24 protein-coding genes and 1 riboswitch are annotated in these 25,786 nt (G+C 58.9%); of the genes, 10 read left to right on the top strand and 14 right to left on the bottom strand.

What is annotated here, in order from left to right:
• The first annotated feature begins 10 nt into the window (after nt 1-10).
• Both HMPREF2681_RS09035 and HMPREF2681_RS09040 read left to right on the top strand, forming a co-directional pair.
• Nucleotides 11-697 carry an amino acid ABC transporter permease gene (locus HMPREF2681_RS09035; RefSeq protein WP_070546871.1) on the top strand — a complete coding sequence of 229 codons (687 nt, stop codon included), beginning with the start codon at nt 11-13 and terminating at the stop codon, nt 695-697.
• Nucleotides 697-1,635 carry an amino acid ABC transporter permease gene (locus HMPREF2681_RS09040; protein ID WP_070438833.1) on the top strand — a complete coding sequence of 313 codons (939 nt, stop codon included), beginning with the start codon at nt 697-699 and terminating at the stop codon, nt 1,633-1,635. The genes HMPREF2681_RS09035 and HMPREF2681_RS09040 overlap by 1 nt, the downstream gene beginning before the upstream one ends.
• A gap of 216 nt (nt 1,636-1,851) precedes the next feature.
• Here HMPREF2681_RS09040 and HMPREF2681_RS09045 read toward each other — a convergent pair whose 3' ends face one another.
• On the bottom strand, nt 1,852-3,663 hold the full coding sequence (locus HMPREF2681_RS09045; protein WP_070546874.1) for a BCCT family transporter: 1,812 nt from the start codon (nt 3,661-3,663) through the stop codon (nt 1,852-1,854).
• Between the two features lie 209 nt (nt 3,664-3,872).
• Between HMPREF2681_RS09045 and HMPREF2681_RS09050 the strand changes: the two genes are divergently transcribed.
• A complete protein-coding gene (locus HMPREF2681_RS09050) occupies nt 3,873-5,459 on the top strand; it encodes an alkaline phosphatase D family protein (protein ID WP_016421418.1) in 1,587 nt (528 codons plus the stop codon).
• 36 nt (nt 5,460-5,495) lie between these two features.
• Here HMPREF2681_RS09050 and HMPREF2681_RS09055 read toward each other — a convergent pair whose 3' ends face one another.
• Genes HMPREF2681_RS09055 through thiO form a run of 4 tightly spaced genes read right to left on the bottom strand, consistent with a single transcriptional unit; the run spans nt 5,496 to nt 8,992 of the window.
• Nucleotides 5,496-6,695, bottom strand: coding sequence for a ThiF family adenylyltransferase (locus tag HMPREF2681_RS09055; RefSeq protein ID WP_070546877.1), 1,200 nt, complete (start codon nt 6,693-6,695; stop codon nt 5,496-5,498).
• Nucleotides 6,695-7,540 carry a thiazole synthase gene (locus tag HMPREF2681_RS09060; RefSeq protein ID WP_049172170.1) on the bottom strand — a complete coding sequence of 282 codons (846 nt, stop codon included), beginning with the start codon at nt 7,538-7,540 and terminating at the stop codon, nt 6,695-6,697. Before HMPREF2681_RS09060 ends, HMPREF2681_RS09055 begins: the two co-directional genes overlap by 1 nt.
• Nucleotides 7,541-7,569: 29 nt before the next feature.
• Complete coding sequence (thiS, locus tag HMPREF2681_RS09065; protein WP_049172154.1) at nt 7,570-7,803, bottom strand: sulfur carrier protein ThiS; 234 nt, start codon at nt 7,801-7,803, stop codon at nt 7,570-7,572.
• Nucleotides 7,804-7,816: 13 nt separating this feature from the next.
• Nucleotides 7,817-8,992, bottom strand: coding sequence for a glycine oxidase ThiO (gene thiO / locus HMPREF2681_RS09070; RefSeq protein ID WP_070546897.1), 1,176 nt, complete (start codon nt 8,990-8,992; stop codon nt 7,817-7,819).
• A 7-nt stretch (nt 8,993-8,999) separates the two neighbouring features.
• Nucleotides 9,000-9,122: riboswitch (TPP riboswitch) on the bottom strand.
• A gap of 70 nt (nt 9,123-9,192) precedes the next feature.
• On the opposite strand from thiO, the gene HMPREF2681_RS09075 reads away from it, so the two are divergent.
• Nucleotides 9,193-9,951 carry a thiamine phosphate synthase gene (locus HMPREF2681_RS09075; protein WP_070438817.1) on the top strand — a complete coding sequence of 253 codons (759 nt, stop codon included), beginning with the start codon at nt 9,193-9,195 and terminating at the stop codon, nt 9,949-9,951.
• Between the two features lie 288 nt (nt 9,952-10,239).
• Here the strand turns inward: HMPREF2681_RS09075 and HMPREF2681_RS09080 are convergent, their stop codons facing one another.
• Together HMPREF2681_RS09080 and HMPREF2681_RS09085 are read right to left on the bottom strand one after the other, a co-directional pair.
• Nucleotides 10,240-10,941: a potassium channel family protein gene (locus tag HMPREF2681_RS09080; RefSeq protein ID WP_049172150.1), complete on the bottom strand. Its 702-nt coding sequence runs from the start codon at nt 10,939-10,941 to the stop codon at nt 10,240-10,242.
• A complete protein-coding gene (locus HMPREF2681_RS09085) occupies nt 10,934-12,364 on the bottom strand; it encodes a TrkH family potassium uptake protein (RefSeq protein WP_038626542.1) in 1,431 nt (476 codons plus the stop codon). Before HMPREF2681_RS09085 ends, HMPREF2681_RS09080 begins: the two co-directional genes overlap by 8 nt.
• A 422-nt stretch (nt 12,365-12,786) precedes the next feature.
• On the opposite strand from HMPREF2681_RS09085, the gene trpB reads away from it, so the two are divergent.
• Nucleotides 12,787-14,112 (top strand): tryptophan synthase subunit beta, encoded by a 1,326-nt coding sequence (gene trpB / locus HMPREF2681_RS09090; RefSeq protein WP_070546880.1) that lies wholly within the window; start codon nt 12,787-12,789, stop codon nt 14,110-14,112.
• Nucleotides 14,113-14,178: 66 nt separating this feature from the next.
• Here trpB and HMPREF2681_RS11145 read toward each other — a convergent pair whose 3' ends face one another.
• The 3 genes from HMPREF2681_RS11145 to purD all read right to left on the bottom strand — a co-directional run bounded on the left by HMPREF2681_RS11145 (nt 14,179) and on the right by purD (nt 17,791).
• Nucleotides 14,179-14,334, bottom strand: coding sequence for a hypothetical protein (locus tag HMPREF2681_RS11145; protein ID WP_162837147.1), 156 nt, complete (start codon nt 14,332-14,334; stop codon nt 14,179-14,181).
• Nucleotides 14,335-15,149: 815 nt separating this feature from the next.
• Nucleotides 15,150-16,277 (bottom strand): aminotransferase class I/II-fold pyridoxal phosphate-dependent enzyme, encoded by a 1,128-nt coding sequence (locus HMPREF2681_RS09095; protein WP_049172167.1) that lies wholly within the window; start codon nt 16,275-16,277, stop codon nt 15,150-15,152.
• A 239-nt stretch (nt 16,278-16,516) separates the two neighbouring features.
• Entirely contained in the window at nt 16,517-17,791 is a 1,275-nt protein-coding gene (gene purD / locus HMPREF2681_RS09100; RefSeq protein WP_049172166.1) for a phosphoribosylamine--glycine ligase, read from the bottom strand.
• 80 nt (nt 17,792-17,871) lie between these two features.
• On the opposite strand from purD, the gene HMPREF2681_RS09105 reads away from it, so the two are divergent.
• From HMPREF2681_RS09105 to HMPREF2681_RS09115, 3 genes are all read left to right on the top strand, one after another.
• Entirely contained in the window at nt 17,872-18,294 is a 423-nt protein-coding gene (locus tag HMPREF2681_RS09105) for an HIT family protein (RefSeq protein ID WP_049172147.1), read from the top strand.
• Between the two features lie 170 nt (nt 18,295-18,464).
• Nucleotides 18,465-19,184 (top strand): esterase/lipase family protein, encoded by a 720-nt coding sequence (locus HMPREF2681_RS09110; protein ID WP_049172143.1) that lies wholly within the window; start codon nt 18,465-18,467, stop codon nt 19,182-19,184.
• Nucleotides 19,174-19,947 (top strand): alpha/beta fold hydrolase, encoded by a 774-nt coding sequence (locus HMPREF2681_RS09115; protein WP_016421432.1) that lies wholly within the window; start codon nt 19,174-19,176, stop codon nt 19,945-19,947. Before HMPREF2681_RS09110 ends, HMPREF2681_RS09115 begins: the two co-directional genes overlap by 11 nt.
• Nucleotides 19,948-19,956: 9 nt before the next feature.
• Here HMPREF2681_RS09115 and HMPREF2681_RS09120 read toward each other — a convergent pair whose 3' ends face one another.
• Together HMPREF2681_RS09120 and HMPREF2681_RS09125 are read right to left on the bottom strand one after the other, a co-directional pair.
• On the bottom strand, nt 19,957-20,799 hold the full coding sequence (locus HMPREF2681_RS09120; protein ID WP_016421433.1) for a PaaI family thioesterase: 843 nt from the start codon (nt 20,797-20,799) through the stop codon (nt 19,957-19,959).
• Between the two features lie 138 nt (nt 20,800-20,937).
• Nucleotides 20,938-21,312: a hypothetical protein gene (locus HMPREF2681_RS09125; protein WP_016421434.1), complete on the bottom strand. Its 375-nt coding sequence runs from the start codon at nt 21,310-21,312 to the stop codon at nt 20,938-20,940.
• A 567-nt stretch (nt 21,313-21,879) separates the two neighbouring features.
• On the opposite strand from HMPREF2681_RS09125, the gene HMPREF2681_RS09130 reads away from it, so the two are divergent.
• Complete coding sequence (locus HMPREF2681_RS09130; protein WP_016421435.1) at nt 21,880-23,382, top strand: hypothetical protein; 1,503 nt, start codon at nt 21,880-21,882, stop codon at nt 23,380-23,382.
• A gap of 812 nt (nt 23,383-24,194) precedes the next feature.
• On the opposite strand, the gene HMPREF2681_RS11280 is transcribed toward HMPREF2681_RS09130, so the two are convergent.
• Nucleotides 24,195-24,557: a DoxX family protein gene (locus tag HMPREF2681_RS11280; protein ID WP_016421436.1), complete on the bottom strand. Its 363-nt coding sequence runs from the start codon at nt 24,555-24,557 to the stop codon at nt 24,195-24,197.
• Nucleotides 24,557-25,129 carry a TetR/AcrR family transcriptional regulator gene (locus HMPREF2681_RS09140; RefSeq protein ID WP_070546883.1) on the bottom strand — a complete coding sequence of 191 codons (573 nt, stop codon included), beginning with the start codon at nt 25,127-25,129 and terminating at the stop codon, nt 24,557-24,559. The genes HMPREF2681_RS11280 and HMPREF2681_RS09140 overlap by 1 nt, the downstream gene beginning before the upstream one ends.
• 329 nt (nt 25,130-25,458) lie before the next feature.
• Here HMPREF2681_RS09140 and HMPREF2681_RS09145 point away from each other — a divergent pair, with 329 nt between their 5' ends.
• Entirely contained in the window at nt 25,459-25,716 is a 258-nt protein-coding gene (locus HMPREF2681_RS09145; RefSeq protein ID WP_016421438.1) for a tyrosine-type recombinase/integrase, read from the top strand.
• Nucleotides 25,717-25,786 lie beyond the last annotated feature (70 nt).

Genomic DNA, 25,786 nt, shown 5'->3' on the forward strand with positions numbered 1-25,786 from the left:
CGAGCAAACAATGAATCCAGAACTATGGAGTGAAATGGGACCGGAACTGCTTCCGGCTTTCTGGGTGACCATCAAGCTGACGGTTGCCTCGGCAATTGGTTCCCTGATTTTTGGCACGCTTCTCACCGCTATGCGTGTGAGCCCCGTGGGAATCCTGCGTACCCTGTCGACCTGGTACATCAACATTGTCCGCAATACCCCGCTGACGTTGATTGTGCTGCTGGCCTCGATGGGTCTCTACTACAACTTGGGGCTGCTGCTGGCTGCGGAGAATGACTCCTTCATTGTCAAGCAGAACTTCCGTCTCGCGGTGTTGGCCTTCGTTGCCTACACCTCGTGCTTCGTTGCGGAGTCCCTGCGCGCCGGTATTAATACTGTGCCGTTCGGGCAGGCCGAAGCCGCCCGCTCCCTGGGGCTTAGCTTCGGCCAAAGCTTCCGCTACATCATCTTCCCGCAGGCGTTCCGTGGCGCTATCGTGCCGCTCGGCAACACCCTGATCGCGCTGACCAAGAACACCACGATTGCCTCGGTAATCGGTGTGGCTGAAGCGTCGCTGCTGATGAAGACCATGACCGAAAACTACGCCAGCGATATCCTGATTATCTTCGGCATCATCGCTGTCGGCTTTATTATTCTGACTCTGCCGACCGGCCTGTTCTTCGGCTGGGCTGGCAAGCGATGGGCGGTGAAGCGCTAATGGCTACTCGCGCAACAGTTCTTTACGACGCGCCGGGCCCCAAGGCTCAGCGCTTCAACCGAACCCTCACCTGGATCGTGGCTGCAATCACCGTTGCGATCCTCGCCGGGGTCGGAATGAAACTGGCCGACAAGGGCCAGTTCGAGGCGAATAAGTGGTCGTTCTTCCTCGAATCCACCACTTGGACCACGTACATTCTGCCCGGCTTGGTCAGCACCATTATCGCGGCTGTGGTCTCTATTGTGTTGGCACTGGTTATTGGCGCTCTCCTGGGCGTCGGCAGGCTGAGCCCGGTCGCACCGGTGCGCTGGCTGTGCTCGGTGATTGTCGAGTTCTTCCGCGCCATTCCGGTGCTGGTGCTCATGCTGTTTGCCTACTCGGTGTTCGCGCTTTGGCAGCTGTTTCCGTCGAACTACCTCGGCTTTGCCGCCGTTGTGTTTGGCCTGACCATGTACAACGGCTCCGTCATTGGCGAGACACTGCGTTCCGGCATCGAGTCGCTGCCGAAGGGCCAGCGTGAGGCTGCGATTGCGCTGGGTCTCTCCCACCGCCAGACGATGGTCACTATTTTGCTGCCGCAGGCAGTCGCCGCCATGCTGCCGGCGATTATCTCGCAGATGGTCATTGCGCTGAAGGACTCCGCGCTGGGTTACATGATTGGCTACGTCGAGGTTGTCCGCTCTGGCCGCCAGCTTGGCGAGTACTACGGCGCCATGATTCCATCGCTGGTCGTCGTAGCAATCATTCTCATTGCCATCAACTTCGGCCTTGCCAACCTTGCTGAGCGCATCGAAAGCCAGCTCCGCGCCGGCCGCGCCCGCCGCAACATCATTGCGAAGGTCCCGCATCAGCCTGATGTCGGTGTCACCACCAAGGACCAGGCCAACGTGGATTGGCACGATGAGGACTACAAGGACCTCCGAGGCACCTACGAGTAAAGCTAATCACGGCTTAACGCCACACTTGCTTTACGACGAACACAGCGACGCCGCCCACGGAAACTGCTTATGGTTTCCGCCGGGCGGCGTTTTTGTTTGGCTACGGCCTTTGCCTTCGCTCCTATCGATGAGCTACTCACTGATGGCCACGCTACAGCGCAACGATAGGTGAATAGCGTGGCCACAAGTGCCGGGCACTACTGCGACCGTGCTCTACTACGACTCAGACTTCGTCCCCGACTCCTCTGGGCTCTCTGATTCCGACTTTTCGCCAGACTCAAACTCGCCTTCAACGACCACATCGGACTGAATAACCAGACGTCCCTCTTCATCGTGGGTGTACTCAAAGCGCGGCAGCTCATTGCCCTCTTCGTCGTAGCCCGGCGCGGGTGCGGCTTCGTGCTTCTCCAACTTCTCTGGAGTATCGGTCTTCTCCCACTGGCGGGTAACCGGCTTGCGCACTGCCATGTGGTCATCACTCATGCCTTTGACCAAGGAGTACATCATCACAAAGTGGAGGAAGAAGAACGGTACACCGATGACGATCACCGCAGATTGCAGCGCTTCCAGTGCGGTTTCACCAGAAATCAGCAGCAGAGAAGCTGCCACTGCACCAATCATGACGCCCCACAGCACGCGGTAGAAGGTCGGAGTCTTGTTTTCCTCACCGGTAGACATCATGTCCATCACCATCGAAGCCGAGTCGATGGAAGTGACGAAGAAGATCATAATCACAAAGAGCGCAAACACACTGACAAGCGTTGCCAACGGGAACTGCTCCAGGAGGATAAAGAGCGCCGGTGACGGGTCTCCGCCCTCGACAACTGGTTTGGTCAGAATACCGGGCTGCTCATTTTCCAGTTCGAAGCCAGCGCGGCCGAAGATAGAGAACCACATGATTGACACGATTGTCGGCAGTGCAATCACACCGGCAATGAACTGACGCACAGTACGGCCGCGGGAAATACGGGCGACGAACATGCCCACAAATGGCGACCAGCAGATTGTCCAGGCCCAGTAGAAGACCGTCCAGGCGCCCTGTTTCCAATTCGGGTTGACGTCGTAGGAGTCAGTCCAGAACATGATGCGAGGCAGCGCATCCAAGTAGACACCTGTCGTATCGACGGTCTGGCGCAGCAGCGTCAATGTCGGGCCCATGAGCAGCACGAAGACCATCAATGCCATGGCGGCCCAAATGTTCGCATTGGACAACACCTTAATACCTTTGTCCAGACCGCGGGCCACGGAAATCGAGGCAATCACAATAATGATGGCAATCAGAATGAGCTGCACCATCGAGCTTTCCGGGGTACCGATTACACGTGCAGCACCGGAGTTAATCTGCAGCGCACCCATGCCCACCGATACCGCGATACCGACGACGGTACCGATGATGGCGACGGCGTCGATAAGCTTGCCCGGCCATGAGTAGATGCGGGTACCGAGCAGCGGCGCGAAGATGGAGGAGACGCGCGGCGGCAGGTGACGCTTGTAAATGAAGTACCCCAGCGCGAGCCCCGGCAGCGCCATGATGACCCACATGTGAATACCCAGGTGGTAGATGGTAAATGCCATCGCAGTGTTCTGAGCTTCGCGGCTCATCGGCTCTTGACCGAACGGCGGGTTGTAAGCGTGGTTGAGCGGTTCAGCCACACCCCAGAACATCAGCATGGAGCCAGTACCACCGGCGAAGAGCATGCCGAACCACTCGGCGATGGTGTATTCGGGCTCTTCGTCATCATCGCCAAGCTGGATGCGTCCGTAGCGGGACACAAACAAGCCGATGAGGAAGATAAAGCTTGCCGAGACACCACCGATGAACAGCCAGCCCATGTTAGACGTAACCCAATCGGAAGCGGCCGAGTAGGCATCCCGAGCGGTATCCCCCAGCGCTATGGTCACTGCCACAAAGAGGACAATGAAACCCATCGCCGTCGTGAAGATCAACGGGTCGGTCGGCAGGTTCTTAAGAAAACCGCCCGACTTCTTTTCTTGCGTTTTTACTTGTGGCGTTTGTGTAGATCCCATTATCGGGGTCAGCGCCTTTCACTTCTAGATTGTTTGTCTCAGAAAAGACAGCTCGGAAGACACATTCCTCCCAAGTCGGTTATCTACGTTACAAAAGGAAGCCCAGTCATTCTCAATAACTAAGCCTTTGTTCTGTAATTGCGACTTTTTCCTTCGAGTTCACGCTGGTTTAACTGAACGTCAAAGTGGAAAACCTATCGTTCGACTCCATGCAGCTTTCCCGTCGCAGCGCTCTACGTTTAGGCGCATCCACCGCACTTGCCACTTCAGTCACGCTCGCTCATGCCTCTAGAGCTGCGGCTTCAGCTACACCGGGTTCGCCGTCACTGGCCTCCCCAGGGTTACTGCGTTCTCGGCCACAGCTCACCCACGGCGTTGCAAGTGGCGATATCCGCGGCGACGGCGCATTGATTTGGGCTCGCTCAGACCGCCCCGCCCATATGGTGGTTGAAACTGCTGCAACTGAGAGCTTCCAGAATGCCAAGGTATTCCGCAGTAACTCTCTGTTAACTCCAGACACTGACGGCACCGGACGTCTACGTGTCGTCGGTCTCGAACCGGGGCAGGAAATCTTCTATCGTGTCACGCTCGAAGAGGCAGATACTGGAATCTGCTCTGATCCCGTTATCGGCACCTTCCGTACTGCCCCAAACCGCGCATCCAACATCCGCCTGCACTGGTCCGGCGATGTCGCAGGTCAGGGTTGGGGAATTAACGACGAAATCGGTGGATACACCGGCTTTTCCACCATGATGGAGCGCAATCCAGACCTATTCATTCACTCAGGCGATACCTGCTATGCCGACGGTCCGCTGGATGAATCCGTCACGCTTTCCGACGGCACTGTGTGGCGCAACCATGTCACTCCGGCCAAATCCAAGGTTGCTGAAACCCTCGAAGAGTATCGTGGCCAGTACTCCTACAACCTCATGGACAAGAACTACTTGGCCTTCAATGCGCAGGTTCCGCAGCTAGTCCAGTGGGATGACCACGAAACAGTCAACAACTGGTACCCCAACGAAGTCCTAGACGATGATCGCTATACCGAGCGCGATGTCAACACCCTGGCCAAGCGTGCCTACCAGGCCTTCCATGAGTGGCAGCCAATTGATCAACAAATGGCTGTAGATGGGCGCGTCTACCGCAAGGTTTCCTACGGCCCGTTGCTAGACATATTCATTCTGGATATGCGCAGTTACAAGGGAGAAAACACTTCCAATAATCCGCGCTCGACAACCGAAGAACCAATCCTTGGCGAAAAGCAGACCAACTGGTTAATCGACTCCCTCAAGGACTCCCGCGCGACGTGGAAGATTGTTGCTAATGACCTACCGCTTGGAATCATCGTCCCCGACGGCGACGATGGTGACCAAGAAAGCGTATCCAATGGTGCCGCCGGTGCACCTGCAGGACGTGAACGTGAAATCGCCCGCCTGCTCAGCGCCATTAAAGATGTTTCAAATGTCGTCTGGCTCACCGCCGATGTGCACTACACCGCGGCTCACCACTACAGCCCAGAGCGCGCACAGTTCACCGACTTCGCACCCTTCTGGGAATTCGTCTCCGGTCCTCTCCACGCGGGCGCATTCGGCCCCAACGAAATGGATTCGACCTTCGGGCCGAAGGTGGAGTACGTCCACGCACCGGGTAAAGACAATGCCAACGCCGACCCCACACAGGATTTCCAGCACTTCGGCGAAGTCGATATCGACGGCGACTCACGCGAGATGACCGTCCGTCTGCTCACCACTCGTGGCACCGAGTTGTGGTCGACAACGCTGAAGCCGCAGGCGTAGGCACACTGTTCAACAGCGCGTGGCGGTAGCCACTAATTAGTGCGTTCCGCCACGCTTTACGACGGTCTCCTGCCCCGCAGCCTGCCAGGCCACAATGCCCCCGTCCAGATTGATGAGCTCCGGTATGGCGCCATCAGCCTCGATCTCGCTGGCCAACAGCTCAATTGCCTGTTGCGAGCGGGCACCCGAGTGGCAGTGAATCAGAACTCGTGGGTAGTTCGACTGGAGGTTCCGCTCAGCCCACGCTTCGCGAATCGCAGCCCACCCACGGCTGCGAATGTCGCCGAGTGGCACAAGCACCGATCCGACAATGGCGACCTCCGCGTGCTCTTCGGGTTCGCGTACATCGATGAGAGGCACCCCCTCGGCAAGAAGCTCGTGCGCCGTGTTGGGACCAATGCTGCGCATGCTCTGCGCCGGGGCCTCCTCATCCTCGGTCCACGAAGCTGCGCACACCTGCGCAATTTCGGTCAAGTCGGAAACGGGTTCGCGCTCCGGGTCGGCTGCAAAGGACAGCGTGCGGGTGGTTGCCTCCAGGGCGTCGATAAGCACGAGTTTGCCGACGGCGACCTTGCCGACACCGGTGAGCACCTTGATAGCTTCGACGACCATCATGGAGCCGATTTGTCCGACCATTGCGCCGAGACCCCCACCTGCGGCGCACGACGGCACGGAGCCGGGGTCGGGGATGTCGGGGTAGAGATCGCGAAGCATGGGACCGCAGCCCGGCCAGAACACAGACAGTTGCCCTGCAAACTGCAGGATTGTGGCCCAGACCAGCGGGGTTCCGGTCAGCTCCGCAGCATCGGAAGACAGATAGCGGGTGGCGAAATTGTCCGCGCCGTCGAGCACTACATCGTGAGTGGCGAAGAGCTCCTCAGCATTGTCGACGCTTAACCTGCCGACGATTGCGGTCACCGATGCCTCGGAGTCAAGGCGCCGCACGGCATCCGCGGCAGATTCGGCCTTCGGGCGACCAATGTCGGACTCACGGTGAATGACCTGGCGCTGAAGATTGGACTCGTCGACCACGTCATCGTCAATGATGGTGATGTGCCCGACCCCTGCCCCGGCCAGGTACAACAGCGCAGGCGATCCCAAGCCACCAGCTCCGATGACGAGGACGCGGGAGGCTCGCAAAGTTCGCTGCCCCTCGGCACCAAAGCCCGGAAGTGTTAGATGCCGGGCGTACCGGCGCAGGTCGCGGTCCGAAAGATTGACCCCCTGCTCAGCCATTACAGAGAATCCTGCTCGCGTGCGCCGCTGACGCGCTCAGTGATGATGCCCTCAAACGACGAGCTCGCCTGGGCTAGTCGACGCCGTGGAATGCGGCCGGACTCGCGAGCAGTCAGTCCTGCCTCAACGCCGAAGCGCATCGCCGTGGCCATGCCCACCGGATCATGTGCACGGGTCACTGCGGATGCCAACAGCACTGCATCGCAGCCAAGCTCCATCGCCTGAGCTGCCTCAGACGCGGTACCGATGCCCGCATCCAGGATGATGGGCACATTCGCGCGGTCCACAATCAGCTCGATGTTGTGTGGGTTAAGAATGCCCAGACCAGTGCCAATCGGCGAGCCCGCCGGCATGACAGCTGCACAGCCCAGATCTTCCAGCCGCTTGGCCAGCGCCGGATCGTCGTTGGTGTAGGCGAAAACGACGAAGTCGTCAGCTACCAACTGCTCCGCTGCCGCAACCAGCTCGACCGGGTCCGGCAGCAGCGTGTCCTCGTCGGCGATGACCTCGAGCTTTAGCAGATTGGTCTCCAGCGCCTCGCGGGCCAACTGCGCAGTCAGCACCGCGTCACGAGCGGTATAGCACCCCGCAGTATTCGGCAGCGCCGCAATATTGTTGCGCTGCAGAATCTCAAAAACGTTCTGCTTCGTGCCGGGCGTAAAGCGGCGCATCGCCACCGTAGTCAGCTCGGTGCCCGAAGCCACCAGCGCGCGCTCCAGCGTATCCATGCTGGTCGCACCGCCAGTTCCCATAATCAGACGGGAGTTCAACTCCAGCCCGCCAATGCGCAGCGGTTCGCGTGTAAGTCCGCTCGCCGCCCCAGTTTCATTTTCCTGCGCGGACATGTTTGCTTGTGCGGAATTCGCGGTCATCTCTAGCCTCCCTGAACTGCTGTCACGATGTCGATTGCACCTGTCACGGGCGTGCTCGCCCACTTGGCTCGCGGGATTACCGCACCATCCACGGCTACCGCGATTCCCAGGCGGGTGCCGTCCGCGGCAGTGCCGTCGTCGTTAAGCGCGTGCCCCGTGTGCTTTGCGACGAGATCTGCGACCATCTCCCCCGCAGCCGGTGTGTAGCCTTCGCCATTGAGTGTTGTGGTGGACATAAGCGAGCCTCCTCTAATCGCTGAAGCGGAATGGATTGACGGCGGAAAGAAGCGCCGGGTCGTTGTCAGTTTCCCGACCTGCGACGACATCGGCCGTGAGCTTGGAGCCGATGGCCGTAAGCAGAATGCCGTGACGGAAGTAGCCGGTGGACACGGTCAGTCCTGGAGCCACGCGACCAATCATGGGGACATCGTCTGGGGAACCAGGCCGGGCGCGGGCGGTCATCTCGTAGATTTCGCAGTCGAGAATGCCGGGCACCAGGCGGTATGCGTCGCGGAGTAGCTGGTGGACTCCTTCGGCGGAGACGCCGGTCAGGTCATCTTCACGCGAGGTTGCGCCGAGCACGACGGTGCCGTCGGCACGCGGGACGATATAAACCGGACGCCCCTGAACCACACCGCGAATAGTGCGAGTGACCAGTGGCTGCAGGCGCTCCGGTACACGCAGACGCAGCACATCTCCATAGACCGGGCGCAGCGGCAGATTCAGATTCTCCGGCAGACCGGCCATATCGGCGGTGTTCAGCCCCGCAGCCAGAACGACCTCATCGGCGAGGTAGTCATTTCCGTCCGTGCCGCGCAGCCCAATGGCTTGGCGGGGGTCGGCATCGGAAGCGTAAATAACCTCTTCCGCGCGGGTGCGGATGACGCGGTCTCCCAGAATGGTCAGCAACGCTTCGGCGAGCAGACGCGGATTGACCTGGTGATCTCCCGGAATATCCACCGCACCAACACAGCCCGGCCCCAGTGCCGGTTCTGCCCGGCGCGCCTCGGTGGCGGTGATGCGGTTGATCTCCATGCCCATGTCATGCTGCAGCTCAACGAGCTCGCTGAGTGTCTGCCGGTCAGCGGCATCGCCCGCACAAACAAACGTGGAATTCTCGATATAGCCAACATCGTGGCCCGATTCCTCGGCGATGGCCTGGGCAAAGTCGCGGTAGAGCTTGCCCGATTCCACCATCAGCGGATACAGCGTCGGCTGATCCCACACGACTTCGGCAACCGGCGCCAGCATGCCAGCCGCGGCGAAGGTTGCGCCGGAAACGGGCTCGGCATCGAGGACGGTCACATCGAATCCCTGGCGGAGTAGTCTCCATGCCGTCGCCAAGCCGATAATGCCCGCGCCTGCGATAACAACGCTCGACGACGTATCCCCTGTGCCGCCCTCAGTTGTCGAGGCGGCACCCATAGCGGCAGCATTCACTGCCATTCCTCCCTCCGGCGGCATAACCCGCATCAGGTAAAAGCGGTCGGCGTTATTCGCCCTCTCAGCCAGCGGCATCTCATCGATACCGAGTACGGCTCCCGCGGAACGTGGTACTCCCCCATCATATGACTTCGGACTCACCGCCACGACACCGCATCCCCAACCTCGCCTAACATGGGGACATGAACGCCTCATCAGCTGCCACTCGCACAACACGACGCGCCCTGCTTGCCGACGCCCGCCTGTACCTCTGCACCGACTCGCGCGCATCCCGCGGTGATCTGCGCGAATTCCTGCACGCCTGTTACGAAGGCGGCACCGACATCATCCAGCTGCGCGACAAGAAAGTCGACACCCGCGACGAGATTGTCGCTGTGGAGACCCTCGCCGAGGTCGCCGCTGAACACGGCAAGCTCTTCGCCGTCAATGACCGCGCCGACATTGCCGCACTGACCGGCGCAGACATCCTGCATGTGGGCCAGGAGGACCTCACAACCGAGCAGGCCCGCCAGATCGTTGGCCCCGAGGTTCTCATCGGCCGCTCCAACCGAAATCTGGACATGTTCGCCGCCTCGCTTGCCGACGATGGCATCGATTACGCGGTGATCGGTCCGGTGTATGCCACCCCGACAAAGCCCGACCGTCAGCCCGTCGGAGTCGAGATGGTCCGTGAAGCTGCGGCACTCGTGCGGAGGGCGCGTGCACAGGGTTCTGCGGAGTCCCACCAGGATTCCGTGGCCGATATTGTGCGCCCGCACGACCGCGGCGCAAGTGACCCCGTCAAGCCATGGTGGGCAATTGGCGGTATCAACGCCGAGACCGCCAATGCGGTTATCGCCGCTGGTGCGGAGCGCATTGTGGTGGTTCGCGCACTGACCGAGGCAGAAAATCCGGAAGAGGCAGCTCGTGCCCTGCGCGCTGCGGTTACGAACGGTCGCTGAGTTTCGTGGGTTAAGTAGCAAAAGTGTGGGTTAATAGGCAAAAAGTGTGTCCGCTCGGCGTGTCGCTGGGTGGGCACCATTTGCTATCTAGCCCTACTTTGCCCCAATGCGAGTTAGTGACTGCGTTTATGACAAAATTGGCCCAAAAATGGCCTGAAAGCGTCATAAACTCGCACAGTTTCACATTTGCAGCCCGTTGAGCTGGGCGTGGACCCCGCCTTTCCACACTGTTGGTCGTTGATTTCCATCGCGACGGAGCCCCGCGTGCACGGACTCCGTCGCTTCCTGTTACTCTCCGGCGAATGTCTCCAACTGCCGAATAGCGCCGGAGACAATCAGGAGATCACCTGCGGAAATGCGGTCGTCGGCAAGCGCAGGGCGGAATCGCTGACCGCGCTTTTGTACGGCGACAACCGTAATCGGTGCGCTCTGGTTAATCTCCGCCACCGTCTTATCCAGGCAGTGGATTGGCGGCGCGACCTTGCCTACTGCGTAATCGCGGTCGAACTCCAGGAAGTCCTGGACCTTGCCGCCGATGAGGTGCGCAATACGACGACCGGTGTCGGCCTCCGGGCGAATGACGTGGTGCACACCAATCTGGCCCAGGATTTTGGCGTGGGCCTGGTTATCGGCCTTTGCCCAAATCATGGGCACCCCCATATCCACCAGCGCAGACGCGGTCAGCAATGAAGCCTCAATGTCACTGCCGATGGCGATAACAACACGTTCGGCTTCATCGACACCGAGCTGCTTCAGTACCTCCGGCATGGTGGTGTCGGCGGTGACCACGTGGTCGAAGGTCGAGGACAGCTCCTGAACCACCTTTTCGCGATGGTCTACGCAGAGAACCTCGATACCGCCAGCGACCAGCTCCTCGCCGAGTGCCTGTCCGAAACGCCCCATACCGAGGATGACAACAGGCGAAGAGCTGGCTTGGTTGGAGAAATGATCTGCAAAACCAGCAAACGGGTTGAATTTCGAGTTAGCCAATGAAGGGCCTTTCTTCTGGATATTCGTAGACGCGCTGGCGTGGGCGGGCGGCCAAGGCCGTCGCCAAGGCGATTGGGCCAACACGTCCGGTGAACATCAGCACGATGAAGATTGCCTGTGCTGCCACCGGCAGGTCGGCGGTAATACCTGTGGAAAGGCCTACCGTGGCGAAAGCACTGATTACTTCAAAAAGAATTTGGTCAGTAGAAAACTGTGGTGCTAGGAAACTGACGGCGATTACTGCCAGGAATACCTGGCCGATACCGAAGGCAAGGACTACGAGAGCCTGGCGCAGCACCTTTGGGTTGAGGCGCCGCCTAGCCACGGACACGGAGGTGTCACCGCGAATCTCCGCGAGAACAGCGGCGAGAATGACGGCCGACGTCGTGATTTTCACGCCACCTGCAGTACCGCCGGTGCCACCACCAATGAACATGAGGAAGTCAGTGCCCAGCAGTGTCGATGGATGGAACTCCGCGTAATCGAGCGCGTTGAACCCCGCGGTACGCGGGCTCACACCAGCGAAGAATGAGTTGAGTATCTTCTCCCCCGCGGTGAATCCAGACATGGCATTGGACCACTCCCCAAAAGCCACCATGAGCGTACCCAAAGCAATCAGCAGAATCGTGCCTTTAATGGTGAAGCGAGTAGTCAGCGACCAGCGTTTAGGCAGCTGTCCTCGAGTGCAGACACTAAGCCACGCTTTGCCGTGCCGCCAGGCCTCGAGCAAAACAGGAAAACCCAGACCACCCACGATGAGGGCGAAGGCCAGTGGCAAAAGCACCCAGGCATCGCTATAGAACCCGATGACATTGTCGGTATACAGAGCGAAACCGGCGTTGTTGAAGCTTGAGATGGCATGGAACAAGCCTTCCCATGCAGCCTTTCCCCAGCCATACCCGTATCCGGAGTGGAACCGCAGCGTAAGTGCCACTGCCACCACAAACTCCACCAACAGAGTGAAGCTAACGGCAGCACGGACAACCCACGAAATCTCGCCCATATCCATACCGCGGCCTTCAACGCGGGCACCGGCACGGCGGTTCAGGCCGAGCCTTCCTGCTACGAAGAGGCCGAAAAGTGAAGCCAAGGTCATGAACCCGAGACCACCCAGCTGAATCAACAACATGATGACGACCTTGCCGAAGGTTGACCAATGGGTGGCCGTATCTACGGTGATCAGGCCGGTCAGGCTTGTTGCCGAGGTGGCTGTGAACAGCGCATCAGACAGCGCCGTGGGCAAACACATATCCCCAGGGCTCGGGGCGCACTGCCCCGTAGGATGGCTATTGACCGCCGAAATCGGCAGCATTAACAAAACCGTGCCAGCGGTTATCAAGGCGACATAACACCACACCACCAACGTCGTGGGACGAACTCCCCGACGTGTTTTAGTGGCCTGCCGCGACAGCGTAATCACCATCGGAACGTTAGTCCTCGTGGCCAGCGATGTCGAGGGGAATGCTGATATTCCGCCTCTGCATATGCCGGGACTTAGCGGGGAGCTGCTTTACGACCCCAGACACCGTTGCGATATCCCGTACACATTTCGTGCCCCATCCCCGCCCCCACACCCCACCCCGCTTTGGCTACTACGGAAACCTTGAGTTATGGTCAGATTCATGATGACACCCCTGATGAACACACCCGCGCCGTGCGGCGCACAGTGGTGGTGGCTCGCCTAAGTCCGCGAGCAACGTCACGTCATCTCATTAATGTCGACGGCAAACCCGTCAAGTACGAGCTCGCAAGAAGATAAATCTGGCGGGCTCTTTTCTTTTATCGGTTCGGCGAAGAGAACCAGGGCCCGCTGAAATAAACAACAGCAACGAAAGGCTCTCTTCAATGACTGATTACAACCCCAGCGCGGATGCCATCGCCAAGGCTGCAGCACCGACTGCAACCAGGGTGCCGTCGGCAAGCGTTAACGGCGCGGGCGAGGTGCGCGAAACCCTCTTGCCTGCATTTTTCGGTCGCTTCGGCGGACAGGAAGTGCCAGAGTTCCTGCTGCCAGCTCTCGATGAACTGGAAGCGGCTTACATCGAGGCGATGAGCAATCCGGAGTTCCAGCGCGAGCTGGAAGAACTGCGTCGCGATTTCCTCGGCCGCGCGACCCCGCTGTTCGAATGCCGACGTCTATCCACGCCGAACACGACGATTGTGCTCAAGCGCGAGGACTTGAACCACGGCGGCGCGCACAAGGGCAACAACGTGGTCGGCCAGGCGCTGCTGGCAAAGCGCATGGGAAAAACCCGTCTCATTGCTGAGACGGGCGCAGGCCAGCACGGCACGGCCACCGCGATGGCCGCAGCGCTGCTGGGACTTGAGTGCGAGATTTACATGGGCGCGCACGATGTCGCCCGCCAGCACCCCAATGTCGAGCGCATGGAGCTCATGGGCGCGAAGGTCGTTCCCGTCACCACCGGCGAGGCCGGTTTGAAGGATGCTATTGACGAGGCACTGGTCGAGTGGAGCAAGACTCTCGACTCCACTTTCTACCTGCTGGGCACAGCCGCCGGACCGCACCCATTCCCCACTATCGTGCGTGAATTCCAGCAGGTCATCTCGGAGGAGTCACGCAGTCAGATGGCCGAGCGTTACGGCAAGCTTCCCGACGCTGTCATCGCAGCCGTCGGTGGCGGCTCCAACGCCATCGGCGCATTTGCTAACTACATCGACGACTCCGATGTCGCCCTCATTGGCGTCGAACCCGCAGGTGAGGGTCTCGACACCGACCGTCACGGCGCGCCCATCAATGCGGGCAAGACTGGTGTCCTTCACGGCATGCGCTCATTTGTCATGCTTTCCGACGACGGCGAGGTGTTGCCATCGCACTCCATCTCGGCGGGCTTGGATTACCCGTCTGTTGGCCCGGAGCACGGCATGCTGAAGGAGAATGGCCGCGCCAGCTATGTCGGAATTACCGACGAGGAGGCGCTGGAAGCGTTCCAGCTGCTCAGCCGCATGGAGGGCATTATTCCGGCGATGGAATCCTCGCATGCGCTGGCGCAGGCCATTAAGATTGCGCGACTCCGTGAAACCGACCCTGCCGCTGTTAGCGAGCTCGGGCTGCCGGTTCACGAAGGCGATGAGCCTTTGCTGTTGCTCGTGAACCTGTCGGGTCGCGGTGATAAGGATATGGAGCAGGTCCGGGAGTTCCTGAACCAGTAGGAATAACCAGTAGGGATTGCTTCCCCACTAGCTGCCTAGCAGGAATCGGACCAAAGCTAATTCTTGTTAGGCAGCACGGCGATCGTCGGCGGCGATGCCCTGCTTCGGGTTCGCCTCCACGATGGCTTCGGCAAGCAGCGATGCCAGCGCATCCTGCTTGGATTCCTTGCCGTCCTGGAAAATCGGGGACACAGTATCCATAATCTCGTTGAATGCGTTCATCAGAGGTCACCTCTCTTAAGATCTCTTTGATCTTTATTGTTGGACTTCTCCAACCGATTCTTTGCGATTCCGCAGTTGAAACGTCGTTTCATCGAATCGTTTGGAACTTATGACTTGCAACCGTAGACGACAACACAAGACCTGGCAAGCGCTAAACTCTATTTTTAGTTAACCTTTTGTTAACTTTTGGACGCTTTTTAGCTCAGGCACTGAGCCACAAACAGCGCCCCTCGACGCCGCCCCATACCTCGCTTTACTGCCGTTGATAACGGCTTCAAAAATCACGCTTTTACACAACCAAAAACAGGGCGCGGAAGTCTCTTTTGGTCAGACATAAACTATCCCCACTAAAAGCGCTTGCAGCCAACATTGAATGTGGGTTACACACCGCGCTCAATCGTCACCCCACGCAGGGATAGCCGCCAGTTCCTCAGAGGTCAACCCCATCGACAATTAAAGAAAAAGGGGCCCCTGCCAGCGGAAATAGACCACCGACAGAGCTGCCGGCTGTCAAAGATGCTGCCGCGAAGGCCACCCCACCCCACTATCGACCCAACCCCAGCCTCACTTGATGTGACCGCAGCCACAGAACCCTCAATCTGAGGCAGTTTTTCCGCCTTTACAGCAAACCGGCGATCAAGAAAACAGAGCCCCAACGGCCCCTTCCAGGAATGCCCCCAACATCGGCTCTACCAGCGACCGTCGGTAGAGGGTTTAAAGCAGCGATTCGCCCGTCGAGCACCCTATCTCGCCCGACTGAAAACACCCCTAAAAGGGTGAGGTAAATCACACCGCGAGCGCCACTAAAAGCCGTTTTAACGACGATCAGTGAACACCCCAATACGCCGAACAGCCTCTTCCATCTCGGACGTCTCACCGGCGAAGCAGAGGCGAACCCACTGATGGCCGTTCTCTGTGTCGAAGTCGATTCCAGGGGCAACGGCCACGCCCGTTGCGGCCAACAGTTCCCGAGCCCAAGTCATGGAGTCGACGGAGTTCGGGTCGTCGTAAAGCCCTGCGATATTGGCGTAGATATAGAAACCGCCGTCGGGTGGGGCGATATTACCGAGACCGACGCGGGGCAGCCCCTCGAGCAAAACGTCGCGGTTGCGTGCGTAACGCGTCACGTGCGAATTGAGCTCGGCAATGGACTCGGGGCTGAACGCTTCCACCGCCGCTGCCTGCGAAATTGCCGGTGGACAGACAGTGAGGTTGGCTTCGAGGCGATCAAGCGGCGCACGCAGCCACTTGGGAACGATTAGCCAGCCAACGCGCCAGCCGGTCATCGAGAAGTACTTACTGACACTGCCGACCACGACCGCCGCGTCGGAGAACTCGCGTGCAGACGCACACTGTCGGCCATAAGTAATGCCGTGATAAATCTCGTCGGAAATGAGCAGGCAATCGTGCTGCTCACACCACTTCGCAATGGCACGCAGCTCGTCGGCATCGATAATGGTGCCAGTGGGGTTGTCCGGGCTGGTGACAATCACGGCCTTGGGCACGCGCGGAAGTGCCTCCAGGTGTTGGGCGGTGAGTTGGAAACGAGTCTCAGGACCACAGTCAATCTCGACAATGTTGGCGCCGAGCGCCTGCAGCGTATTGCGGTATGCGGGATAGCCCGGGCGCGCGAGCACGATGTCGTCGCCAACATCGAGGGCTGCGAGGAAGAGCGCTACGAAACCGCCGGAAGAACCGGTAGTGATGACAACATCAGCGGCTTCCGTGGCCGTGCCGTAGTTTTCACGATGCCAGGCGGCGATGGTTGCACGCAGCTCAGGCGTGCCGACGGCCGCTGTGTAGCCCAGAACCTGATTTTCTAAATCAGCACGCGCACGGGCAATCGCGGCAGCCGGGGCCGCGGTCGCGGGCTGTCCCACGCAGAGGAATAGAGCGTCACCGTGAGTGCGCTGACGCTCCTGTGCGAGCGCGAGAACATCCATCACATGGAAGGGTGCGACCTCACAACGGCGGGATGCTAGGTCGCGCTGGGGCTGGGATGCCTGCGGTGACTGCGAGGAGTTTAACGGCTGCGGTGACTGCGACGACTTTGGCGACTGCGGAGATTCGGCGTGCATACCTTCATCTTTGCAGCCGCCGAGGCCACCCGGGAAATCCAGTTCATCCCGGGTGGGTGCACCAGTGAGGCATCCGAGTGCAGCCGGACCACCTCAAGCATTATTTAGATGGAAATACGGCCCTCAACTGCAGGTAGTGCAATGTCGGTGCGGTAGTGCGAGCCCTCGAGCTTAATGGTCTTGATGGTCTCGTACGCCTTGTCGCGGGCCTCTTCCAGCGTGTCACCAACGCCGATGACGTTGAGCACACGGCCACCAGCGGAGACCAGCTCACCCGCAGCATTGCGGGCAGTACCTGCGTGGAGAATGCCATCTGCCTCACGGCCAGGCTCTGCACCTTCAATGACATCACCCGTGCGCGTCGACACCGGGTAGCCTTCAGCGGCCAGCACAACAGTCAGAGCGTAACCATCACGCCAAGACAGCGGACCGAAGTCCGCCAATGTTCCGGTAGCAGCGGCGTTGAGCAGCTGCGCCACCGGGGACTCCAGCAGCGCCAGCACGGCCTGGGTCTCCGGGTCACCGAAACGGCAGTTGAACTCAATGACAGCCGGGCCGTCCTCGCCCCAGGCCAGACCTGCGTACAGCAGACCCTGGAACGGGCAACCGCGAGCGGCCATCTCACGAGCGACCGGCTCGCAGACCTCGGTGACAATGCGCTCAGTTGCGCCTTCCGGCAGCCAGGACAGCGGGCTGTAAGCACCCATGCCACCGGTGTTCGGCCCCTCGTCGTTATTACCGACGCGCTTGTGGTCCTGAGCCGGCAACAGCGGGACGACGATTTCGCCGTCGACCAGGCAGAACAGGGAAACTTCCGGGCCGTCCAGGAAGGACTCCAGCAGCACCGGGTTACCGGCGGCCAGAACAGCCTTTGCGTGTTCGAGAGCTTCAGCGCGGTCCTTAGTGACCACGACTCCCTTGCCAGCAGCCAGACCGTCATCCTTCACGACCCAGTTCGGGCCAAAGCGGTCAATGGCGGCCTCGATGTCTTCGTCGGAGGCCTCCGGCTGGATGGCCTCTGCCGAGGCGGTCTTTACCCCAGCTGCCTTCATGACGTCCTTAGCGAAAGCCTTGGACCCCTCAATCCGAGCTGCGTCAGCGTTCGGTCCGAAGACTGCGAAACCAGCGTCGCGCAGCGCGTCTGCCACACCCGCGACCAGCGGAACCTCAGGGCCAATAACAACCAAATCGGCCCCAATTTCCTTGGCCAGCGCAACAGCGCCAGCGGGGTCATCCACGACCAGTGGATGCATGGTTGCAATTTCACTCATACCCGCATTACCAGGGGCTACGTGAAGATCAGTAGCCTGCGGGTCCTTACTCATTGCGTACAACAGGGCGTGCTCACGGGCACCGGAGCCAATTACGAGGATGCGCATAGCAATCATCTTACTAATCAGCCCGGATAACTCTCATCGCACCCAACCCCTCAATCCGCTATTCGGGTTACCCTTGGCACATGAGCACAGTATTTACCAAAATCATCAACGGTGAACTCCCCGGTCGTTTTGTCTACCGCGATGACAAGGTCGTCGCATTTTTGACCATCGAGCCAATTGCGCCTGGTCATACGCTGGTCGTCCCTGTTGAAGAGGTGGACAAGTGGACGGACGCCTCGCCTGAGCTATGGGCCCACCTCAATGAGGTTGCCCAGAAGGTTGGTCAGGCTGTTGTCTCCGCTTTTGACGCTCCGCGTGCTGGCTACCTCATCGCCGGCTTCGAGGTTCCGCACACGCACATTCATATCTTCCCTGCCCACGATATGTCCGGGTACAACCTACAGTCGGTAGATCGCAATCCTTCCGCAGAGTCCATGGATGAGGCCGCCGCCAAGCTACGGAAGGCCCTCGGGACTGACGAAGACGGAAAGTTGGTGCGCTAATCGCCGCTTCAAACGAGGATTTTCGGGAAGAACAACTTCCGGTAGTCCCTGCCCCTGAAGCGCAGGAACCGGAGGCGCAACAACCGGCTGCAGCTGAAGGATCAGCATCGCTCCCCTATGCCATCTTCCGTCCGCTGCGCGGTGTTTTCGAAGATAACTGGGGAGCCAAAGTGTCCAAATCCCGGCCGTGGCCGGTCATCCTCCTGCATGGAACAGGCCAGGTCAAGGGCATTTGGGAGACCCTCGGCGGTCAGTTACGGGAGGATGGCTGGGCTGTCTTCGCGCCAGATTTTGGGCACCGTGCAACAGACCCCATCAATCAGTCCATCGACATGCTCGTGCCTTACATCAAGGCTGTCCTGCACGCCACTGACGCAAAGCACGCCGTTATCGTGGGGCACTCGCAAGGCGGCTTAATTGCCACCCTGCTTTCTCTGCGCATTTCCAAGTACATCAAGCATGTTGTCTGCCTTGCCGCGCCCAATCACGGCACCAATCTGGGCGGCATCGCTTCCAGTATCACTAAGATCCCCGGCACAAAGTCGCTGATGAGCAACTTTGTGCAGAGCTATTGGGGCGTTTCCGGTTTGGAACAGCTCACGGGTTCAAAGATGGTTTTGAACTCCAATTCCCACGATATCCTCGGTCCCGGTGTTACTTACACCTGCATTGCCACCAAGTATGACCAGCTCATTTCCCCTCCACAGTCCTGTTTCTTGGATGATGGTGACACAGGCATGGTCACCAATCTCTATGTGCAGGACACGTTCCCTCAAGCCATCGTTTTGCATGAGCAGATGGCGCACGATTGGCGCCCCCGCGCGCTTACTCGCGAGGCACTATTCAAGCTGGTAGGCGAGGATTTTGACCCAATCGAGCATGCGGAATAGACCGCTCCTAACGCGGATTTTCCCACCGACAGCCGCACATCCGTCCCTGCCAAATCCAAGTCCAGCGTCGGGGGACCTCAGAGACCCCGTTCCGGTTATCGCACTTCATGGCACGCTCGATAGTCCCGGCGCGTGGGCACCGCTTGCCGACGGACTCCGTGCCCGCGGCCGCCGAGTCTATGTACCGGCCTACGGAGACCGTGGCACTGCTGCCCTCGTAGATTCTGTCGCCGAAGTCGAGGCCTATATCAACGGAGTCTGCACTGAAACGAACTCGGACACGGTCGATATTGTGGCTCACTCGCAGGGTGGGCTACTGGCTTTCCTGCTGTTTACGCGTCTTGCAAACCATGAATGCGAGCGTTTTTCGTTTCGACGTGTCATCAGTGTGTCGGGCTCTGTCGGCGGTGTAAATCTGACTGAGATCTCCCGCATTTTGGGCTGGTGGAATGGGGCTCCTGCCCGCTGGCTAATGGGACAGGCTTTAGCCGATCAAATTGCGGTAGCGGCAGGACAATATGAACTTCCTGCAGCCAACACTGCCCCACACCTCCGAAGGCGCAAGGCAGCCACACCTGACTGGATTAATGTCATCAGCCACCATGACAACCTGGTCATTCCGTGGTCCGATACCGCGCAGAGCTTCCTGCCGGACAGTCGAGCTGTTTTGCTCGAAACCGAGCTGGAGGGCAGGTCTGTTGCGCATTGGAAGCAGCAAACAGACCCCGAAGTGATCGAACTGATCACTCGGCTATTGGCGTAGAGCTTCGACCTAGAACTTGGTCAGCGACTCGCGCGCGGTGACGACATCCGCAAGCAGCTGCTGCGCGGCTGGCGAGGGGTTATCGGAGGTGAGGGCCTCGATGACGACGTCGGGAAGCCCTGCGGCGCGGTAGTCGTCGACAGTGACATCGCCGTACTCGAGGACCCCGTGGAGCCATGCGACTGCACGCGACTCTGGTGAAATGCAGCGTCGTGCGGTGCGTTCCTGCTGGACGAGCACATCACGGTTTTCCACCCCGCGCATCCCCAGCCGTGCAAGAGTGCGAGCAGCAGAGATGAGGTTCTCACCGGCAACACAATCCTGCTGGTTCGGATTGGCCGGCGGCTTCTTACGACCACGACGGCGCACGTAGAGCTCCTGCTGACCAATACCGACCAGGGAGCCATCGCGGTTTCGGATTACAGAGGTGTATGGAACGACCGTCGAATAGCCACCTTCAGTTTCGGCCTTAAGCTTTTCGACCATCTCATCCGGCACCTCTACCTCAAGGTACGCACCATTCTTACCCGGCCGGATAAATTCAAACGACCCAGTTCGCGTCCACGCCTCGTACTTCTTGACATCCAGACGCTGCATAACCAGCGTGCCAAACAGCACATCCGTCATCGAAAACAGTGCACCGCCAAATGCCGCGCCATGCATATTCGCAGTCAGAGCGTTTAGGCGCAGCTCCAATCGCCCCTCAGACCAGTCATCCGCAATCTCAGTGATACGGATGCCGGTGCCAAACAGCGGCGGCCAAATGTTCAGCAAGAACTTTGCCTTAGCCGGGGACATCTCTTTCTCAGCAAGTTTGTACAGGGTGCGTCGCAGCGATGGACCAATAGACATAACTACTTACATTAGGTGTTGACCGGGCGAACGCGGGCATTATTGTCAGAAAACAAAAGTGTGTCAGCTTCAGCACATGCTTTACGACGGTTCCCGCGCCCCACCTTTTATTAAGACAGCGACTATTTCAGCGACTATTTAGGCAGCAAACCGTTCCGCCAGCGTATTGACGCGCAGAGTGAAGAAATCCCGCAATTCCGCGTAGCGGGAATAACCATAAATCCCGCGGTCAGCTGGGTCATCATATTCCCAGCGCTCAGTCTCTACATCTGGCGCGATGTAGTCCGAAACGTCGATTTTCCCCACAACAATGACCACATCCGCACTGTCTGCGAGAGACGGCGTGAGTTGATGAGGATCGCCATCGCACCGTGCCCCCACCTCACAGAGCGCACGCCGCGCGTCTTCATCCAGACCGCGGTCATCATCATCGATGCTGATACCTGCTGACAACACTGTCAGGCCTGGGGCAGCTTGCCGCAGCAGCCCTTCTAGTACGCGTGAGAGTCCCATGTTTGAACTACTGACAAAGAGCACCTCTGACATGGCTCTATCGTAGAATATTTTTCTCGGAGAAATCACCCCAGCTTGTGGGGTTTTCTGGAAGGTTTTGCAGAAAAATGCCAAAAGCGCCCATAGCGCAGGCCCTTCCCCGAGACCAGCCCTATCGACGCTTATGACTTAAGAACAAAGTCCACTTTACATGCGCATGTAACCCCTGTGAAGCGTGGGGCTAGAGTTGCAGATGTGAAAGCTCCGTGGCCTGTGATTTTCCGGCTGTCGGCGTTGCGCTGTCCTGCTGTCGGTGTTGCGCTGTCCTGCTGGCGGCGTTGCGCTGTCCTATCGATGCAATATTCACCTATCGATACGCAGCAGCGTGGCCATAAGTGAATAGCTCATCCATATGTTGACCGGGACTTCCGACAACGTGCGCATAAGTGAAAGAAAATTCCCCCGCCCCAGCCCCCGACAGGCATTTGCCCTTTAATCAGTCTTCAAACGCACCCTTTGTTCCCCGCCCGACCTCCTTAAACCGGATAAAATTGGCGGGGCCGATCGCTCGCGAATAGGAGAATCACCGTGACCGACTCTCGCGATATTAAACCTTTTGCATCCAACCGCGGCCCCAAAGTGACCTCCATCGGTGCCATCATCGGCGCAGCAGCAGTGGGCGGCCTGCTTCTCGGAGGTGTCGGTGCGGGCACCTGCTTGGCGGTCTTTGATTCGCCCGAGCGCTCTGACTACGTCATGCAGCCCGCGCAGCGTGAGGTGCAGGCTGACATCATGGACTCAGACGATGTGCTCACCCCGGAGGAAGAACAGCGCATGCTTCGCGATGTCTCCCGGATCGCCGCCCCTGACGTGGTCCAAGGGCTGCACTACATGGTCTTTGCCGAGAACAAGGAAAACGTTAATGACTCCGTAGAGGAGTACCTGCGCGATAACCACCAGGAGCTCATCGGCAAGGATAAGTTTGCTGATGGCCAGGTCTTCGTCGGCGTGGGCCTTGATCCGCGCCAAGCCTTCGTCTTCGCGGGTGAGGACGTGGCTGCTCAAATGAAGCTACGCAAGAATGACAGCCATCTGAAACAGTCCATCGAAGCAATTAAGCCGGGCGTGCGGGATGACAACATTCCTGCTGGCCTCTTTGCTGGCGCAGCGGCTGCAATCGACGTAGACCGTGCTGCGGATACTCAGTACGAGGGCGCAAAAGAGGACCGGATGGCGGCGGCCGTTGGCCTCGGGGTGGCGGGCCTGAGCGTTGGCGGCGCTGGTGTCGGCCTCGCCGGCGGTGTACGCCGCAGCCGGCAGAAGAAGACACAGCAGGCACGCGAGGACTGGGACTACGTGTCGCAGACCTACACCGATGTGGCGCAACGGCTAAGGGAGATTGATATTCGAGCGCACTCGCTCCAATCAGGGCTGGTGGATGAGCGCCTGCGCCAGGACTGGGAGGGTTTGCGCGATGACTTCCTAGCAATCGATAGCCAGGTTGGTTTCCTCATGTCGATTCCGGCGGATGCGCCAGATGAGCAATTCCGCTCACACTCCGAGCTCATCGCCAACGCGCGCCAACTGTGCGAGCGCGTGGAAACCGCTGAGGCCAATATTGAAAAGCTGCACCGCATTGAGAACGCTGATGCGGATGCTCGCCGCTATGAACTCTACGAGCTGGAGAAGGATCTGGCACAGGCAGGCTACTTGGCCGCAAGCATCGACTCGGCGCTTGAGCGCCACGCGAAGGAGTTGGAAGATGCCGCCACTGAATTATCCAAGGAACCACACCATCCGCAGTTCATGGAGCGCTACCTAGAACTCTTGGATCGCTCCGCGCTCTTGTCGGAGCACGTGCAGTCCCAGCTGCAGAAGCGCAATGAGGCCGACGAGCGCCCCGAGCGCACGCGCATCTACGACTCTGATTTCTTCGCTGGCTCTGGCTACCACGGCTACGTGCCCTTCTATGTCGTGAGCACCTGGGATAGCGATGCCACCACTGCCCGCGACAGCTCTTCCAGTAGCGGTGGCGTCAACAGCGGGTTTAGCTCAGGGTTTTCCGGTTCAGGCGGTTCTTCCAGCTTCTAAGCCGACTTACGGGACAGAGGGGATGCGGACGTTCTGTTAGACGATTTCACCCCTCACGCTACTTAACCCCTACATTTTCCCCTTTAAACCAAAGAACCCCAGGCCGGAAAACTTCCTGACCTGGAGTTTTGGAGCCGGAAACGGGACTCGAACCCGTAACCTACCGTTAGGGTACCCTGTAAAGGTTTGACCTATAATGCCATTTATGCCTGTCAAAGCCGTTTCTCGCGCCACACAGGGACACCTCCCCTACTAGTTTTTGAGGAAAGTCTTTGGGGAAGTGCGGAGTTTTCCGAAGTAGACCCGCAGCTGGACATACGCCACAGCCTGAGTACAAGACTTAACCGGCGGTGGCTACACGGTGTCGACTAGGGGCCACACACCCCTTGCCCCAGCAACCCCTGCCCGTCGCACCCCTACCCCCCACGCATAAAAATGGACTGGGATTGCCCCCAACCCCTCAATTCCGGTTACTGCTCCTGCCACCCCACGTCGTCGGGTGTGACATCCCGGCGCGGGCCCAGTCGCGCAGCGCTCGCCACTGGTATCTCGGATGCAGTACCGCAGATACCCGTCGAAGAGCTGGACGCCTATCTACCAGTCCCGCAGCAGCCCGCCACTCTGCAAATCCCACAACCCCGACCCATCAGCTAGGGCTTTGTCATGCCTTCTGCACCGAGGCAGACGCTCATACCCTTCGACAGGCCGGCGAGGCGGTAGGCGGCTAGCGGGTCCCAGGCACCCGCGGCAAGCCGCCCGGCGCGGGCAACGGCGCCCCTCAATGGGCGAACACAATTGGTAAATTGGTCGTTTCAGGCTATCAATAGTGTCGCAATGAGAGCGCCTAGTGAAATAGCGAGCATCCCTAAGCAATTGACCCAAAACTCGCTACCTAGAAACTTGGCTCGGATATGTGCGATTGCTGCGGTGCAGAAGTAGGCAATGACTCCAACCATCGTCGCTATTCCAATGCCTGGTATCCAGAGCCCAATAATGAGTCCACTTGCTGCTAGGCACTTGATAACGATAAGAGCCCACCACCACTCTGTAGGAAGTCGTACTCCTCTGAGGCAGGCCTCGATGAATGCTACGGGTTTGAGCGAGAGTACCGCGTCTCCGAACAAAATGGCTGCAAGAATGATGGAGGGCCAAGCAGGCGAAGATTCGAGAATCATTATTTTACTCCGTACGCGATTTTAAGACGGGAGATGGAACTGTTCGCGTGAATGGATAGTTCGTCGGTGTCGTATGCACCGGCAGCCCAGCCAAGAAGCAACCCAAGATAAATGTTGTAAAGGATTGTCGCGAACTCTTTAGCGTCATCTTTAGGGAGCATATTGCCTAGGCGCAACACGATTTCACCTACCAAGAGAGTTCGAAGCTCGTTGAGAATCTCTCCGTTGTCTCCCTGTGTGATTAGGGCAGCGCCATACGCTTTCGATAATTCTTCCTGCCCAGTAAACATTTTCAGGAAAGGAGCGAGAACGTCGAGAAGGTTGTCTGATTGTCCACGGAGCTCATCGTGCATGACGGTGATTCGATGTCCGATGGTCTGAATCAACAGCGACTGCTTGCTCCCGACGTTCATAACGGTTCCAACGCTGACGTTAGCTTTCTGCGCGATGGCACGCACATTTGTATCCGCGTACCCGACTGACACAAAAAGGGCATAGGCGGTATCCAAGACTTTATTGCGCGTCGCCTCCTTTTGAGTAGCACGACTTGATTGCACTTGTTCACTGAACATGTTCAAATCGTATCGCTACATCAATCTACGGTCAAGTAGCGATGTGGTTATCCAAGTACATTGCTGTCATGAGAGGCGAGCGGGTTTCCTGCTTACAAGGAGGAAAGTTATAGCTGATCGTCACACACCTACATGTTTTTGCCAGACCAGCTTCTCGGGCCAATAGACTCAAGGATTGCCGAGCGCTTGGCCGATAAGCCTACGAGCTTGTTCCACGGCCAACGCACGACAGGGGCACCGACGACGCGGGTACTGCCTATGCGTGACGACCCATCCGGCACATACCCCCACCCTGGCAAAACTCTGGCCGGGCTCTAACATGGGCAGGCTTGCCGCACCTCGCCGGCGACGATGTGGCGCAGGCCGACCGGGAGCTGCTGCCTGCGGTGATTTCCTATCACGACCTCCGTCACACGGTAGCGACCGCCATGGCTGCAACGGGCAACGCGGCGCTGGCCACCTTGCAACTGGGCCATGCCTCCGCCTCGACTACGGAGGCCGCCTACATCAACCGCGCGGGAGATGTTGACAACTCCGCAATCATTGAAGCGTTCGCTGCCGACGCGCTGGCAATTTTCGGCGGCTAGTCGCTGCCCTCCTGCCGCCGCCCCTGCGCCCTCTTGGCGGGTTAAGTAAAGAAAAGTGTGTCCGCATGCC

The sequence above is a fragment of the Corynebacterium sp. HMSC064H12 genome, from assembly GCF_001809925.1.
Classification (GTDB): domain Bacteria; phylum Actinomycetota; class Actinomycetes; order Mycobacteriales; family Mycobacteriaceae; genus Corynebacterium; species Corynebacterium jeikeium_D.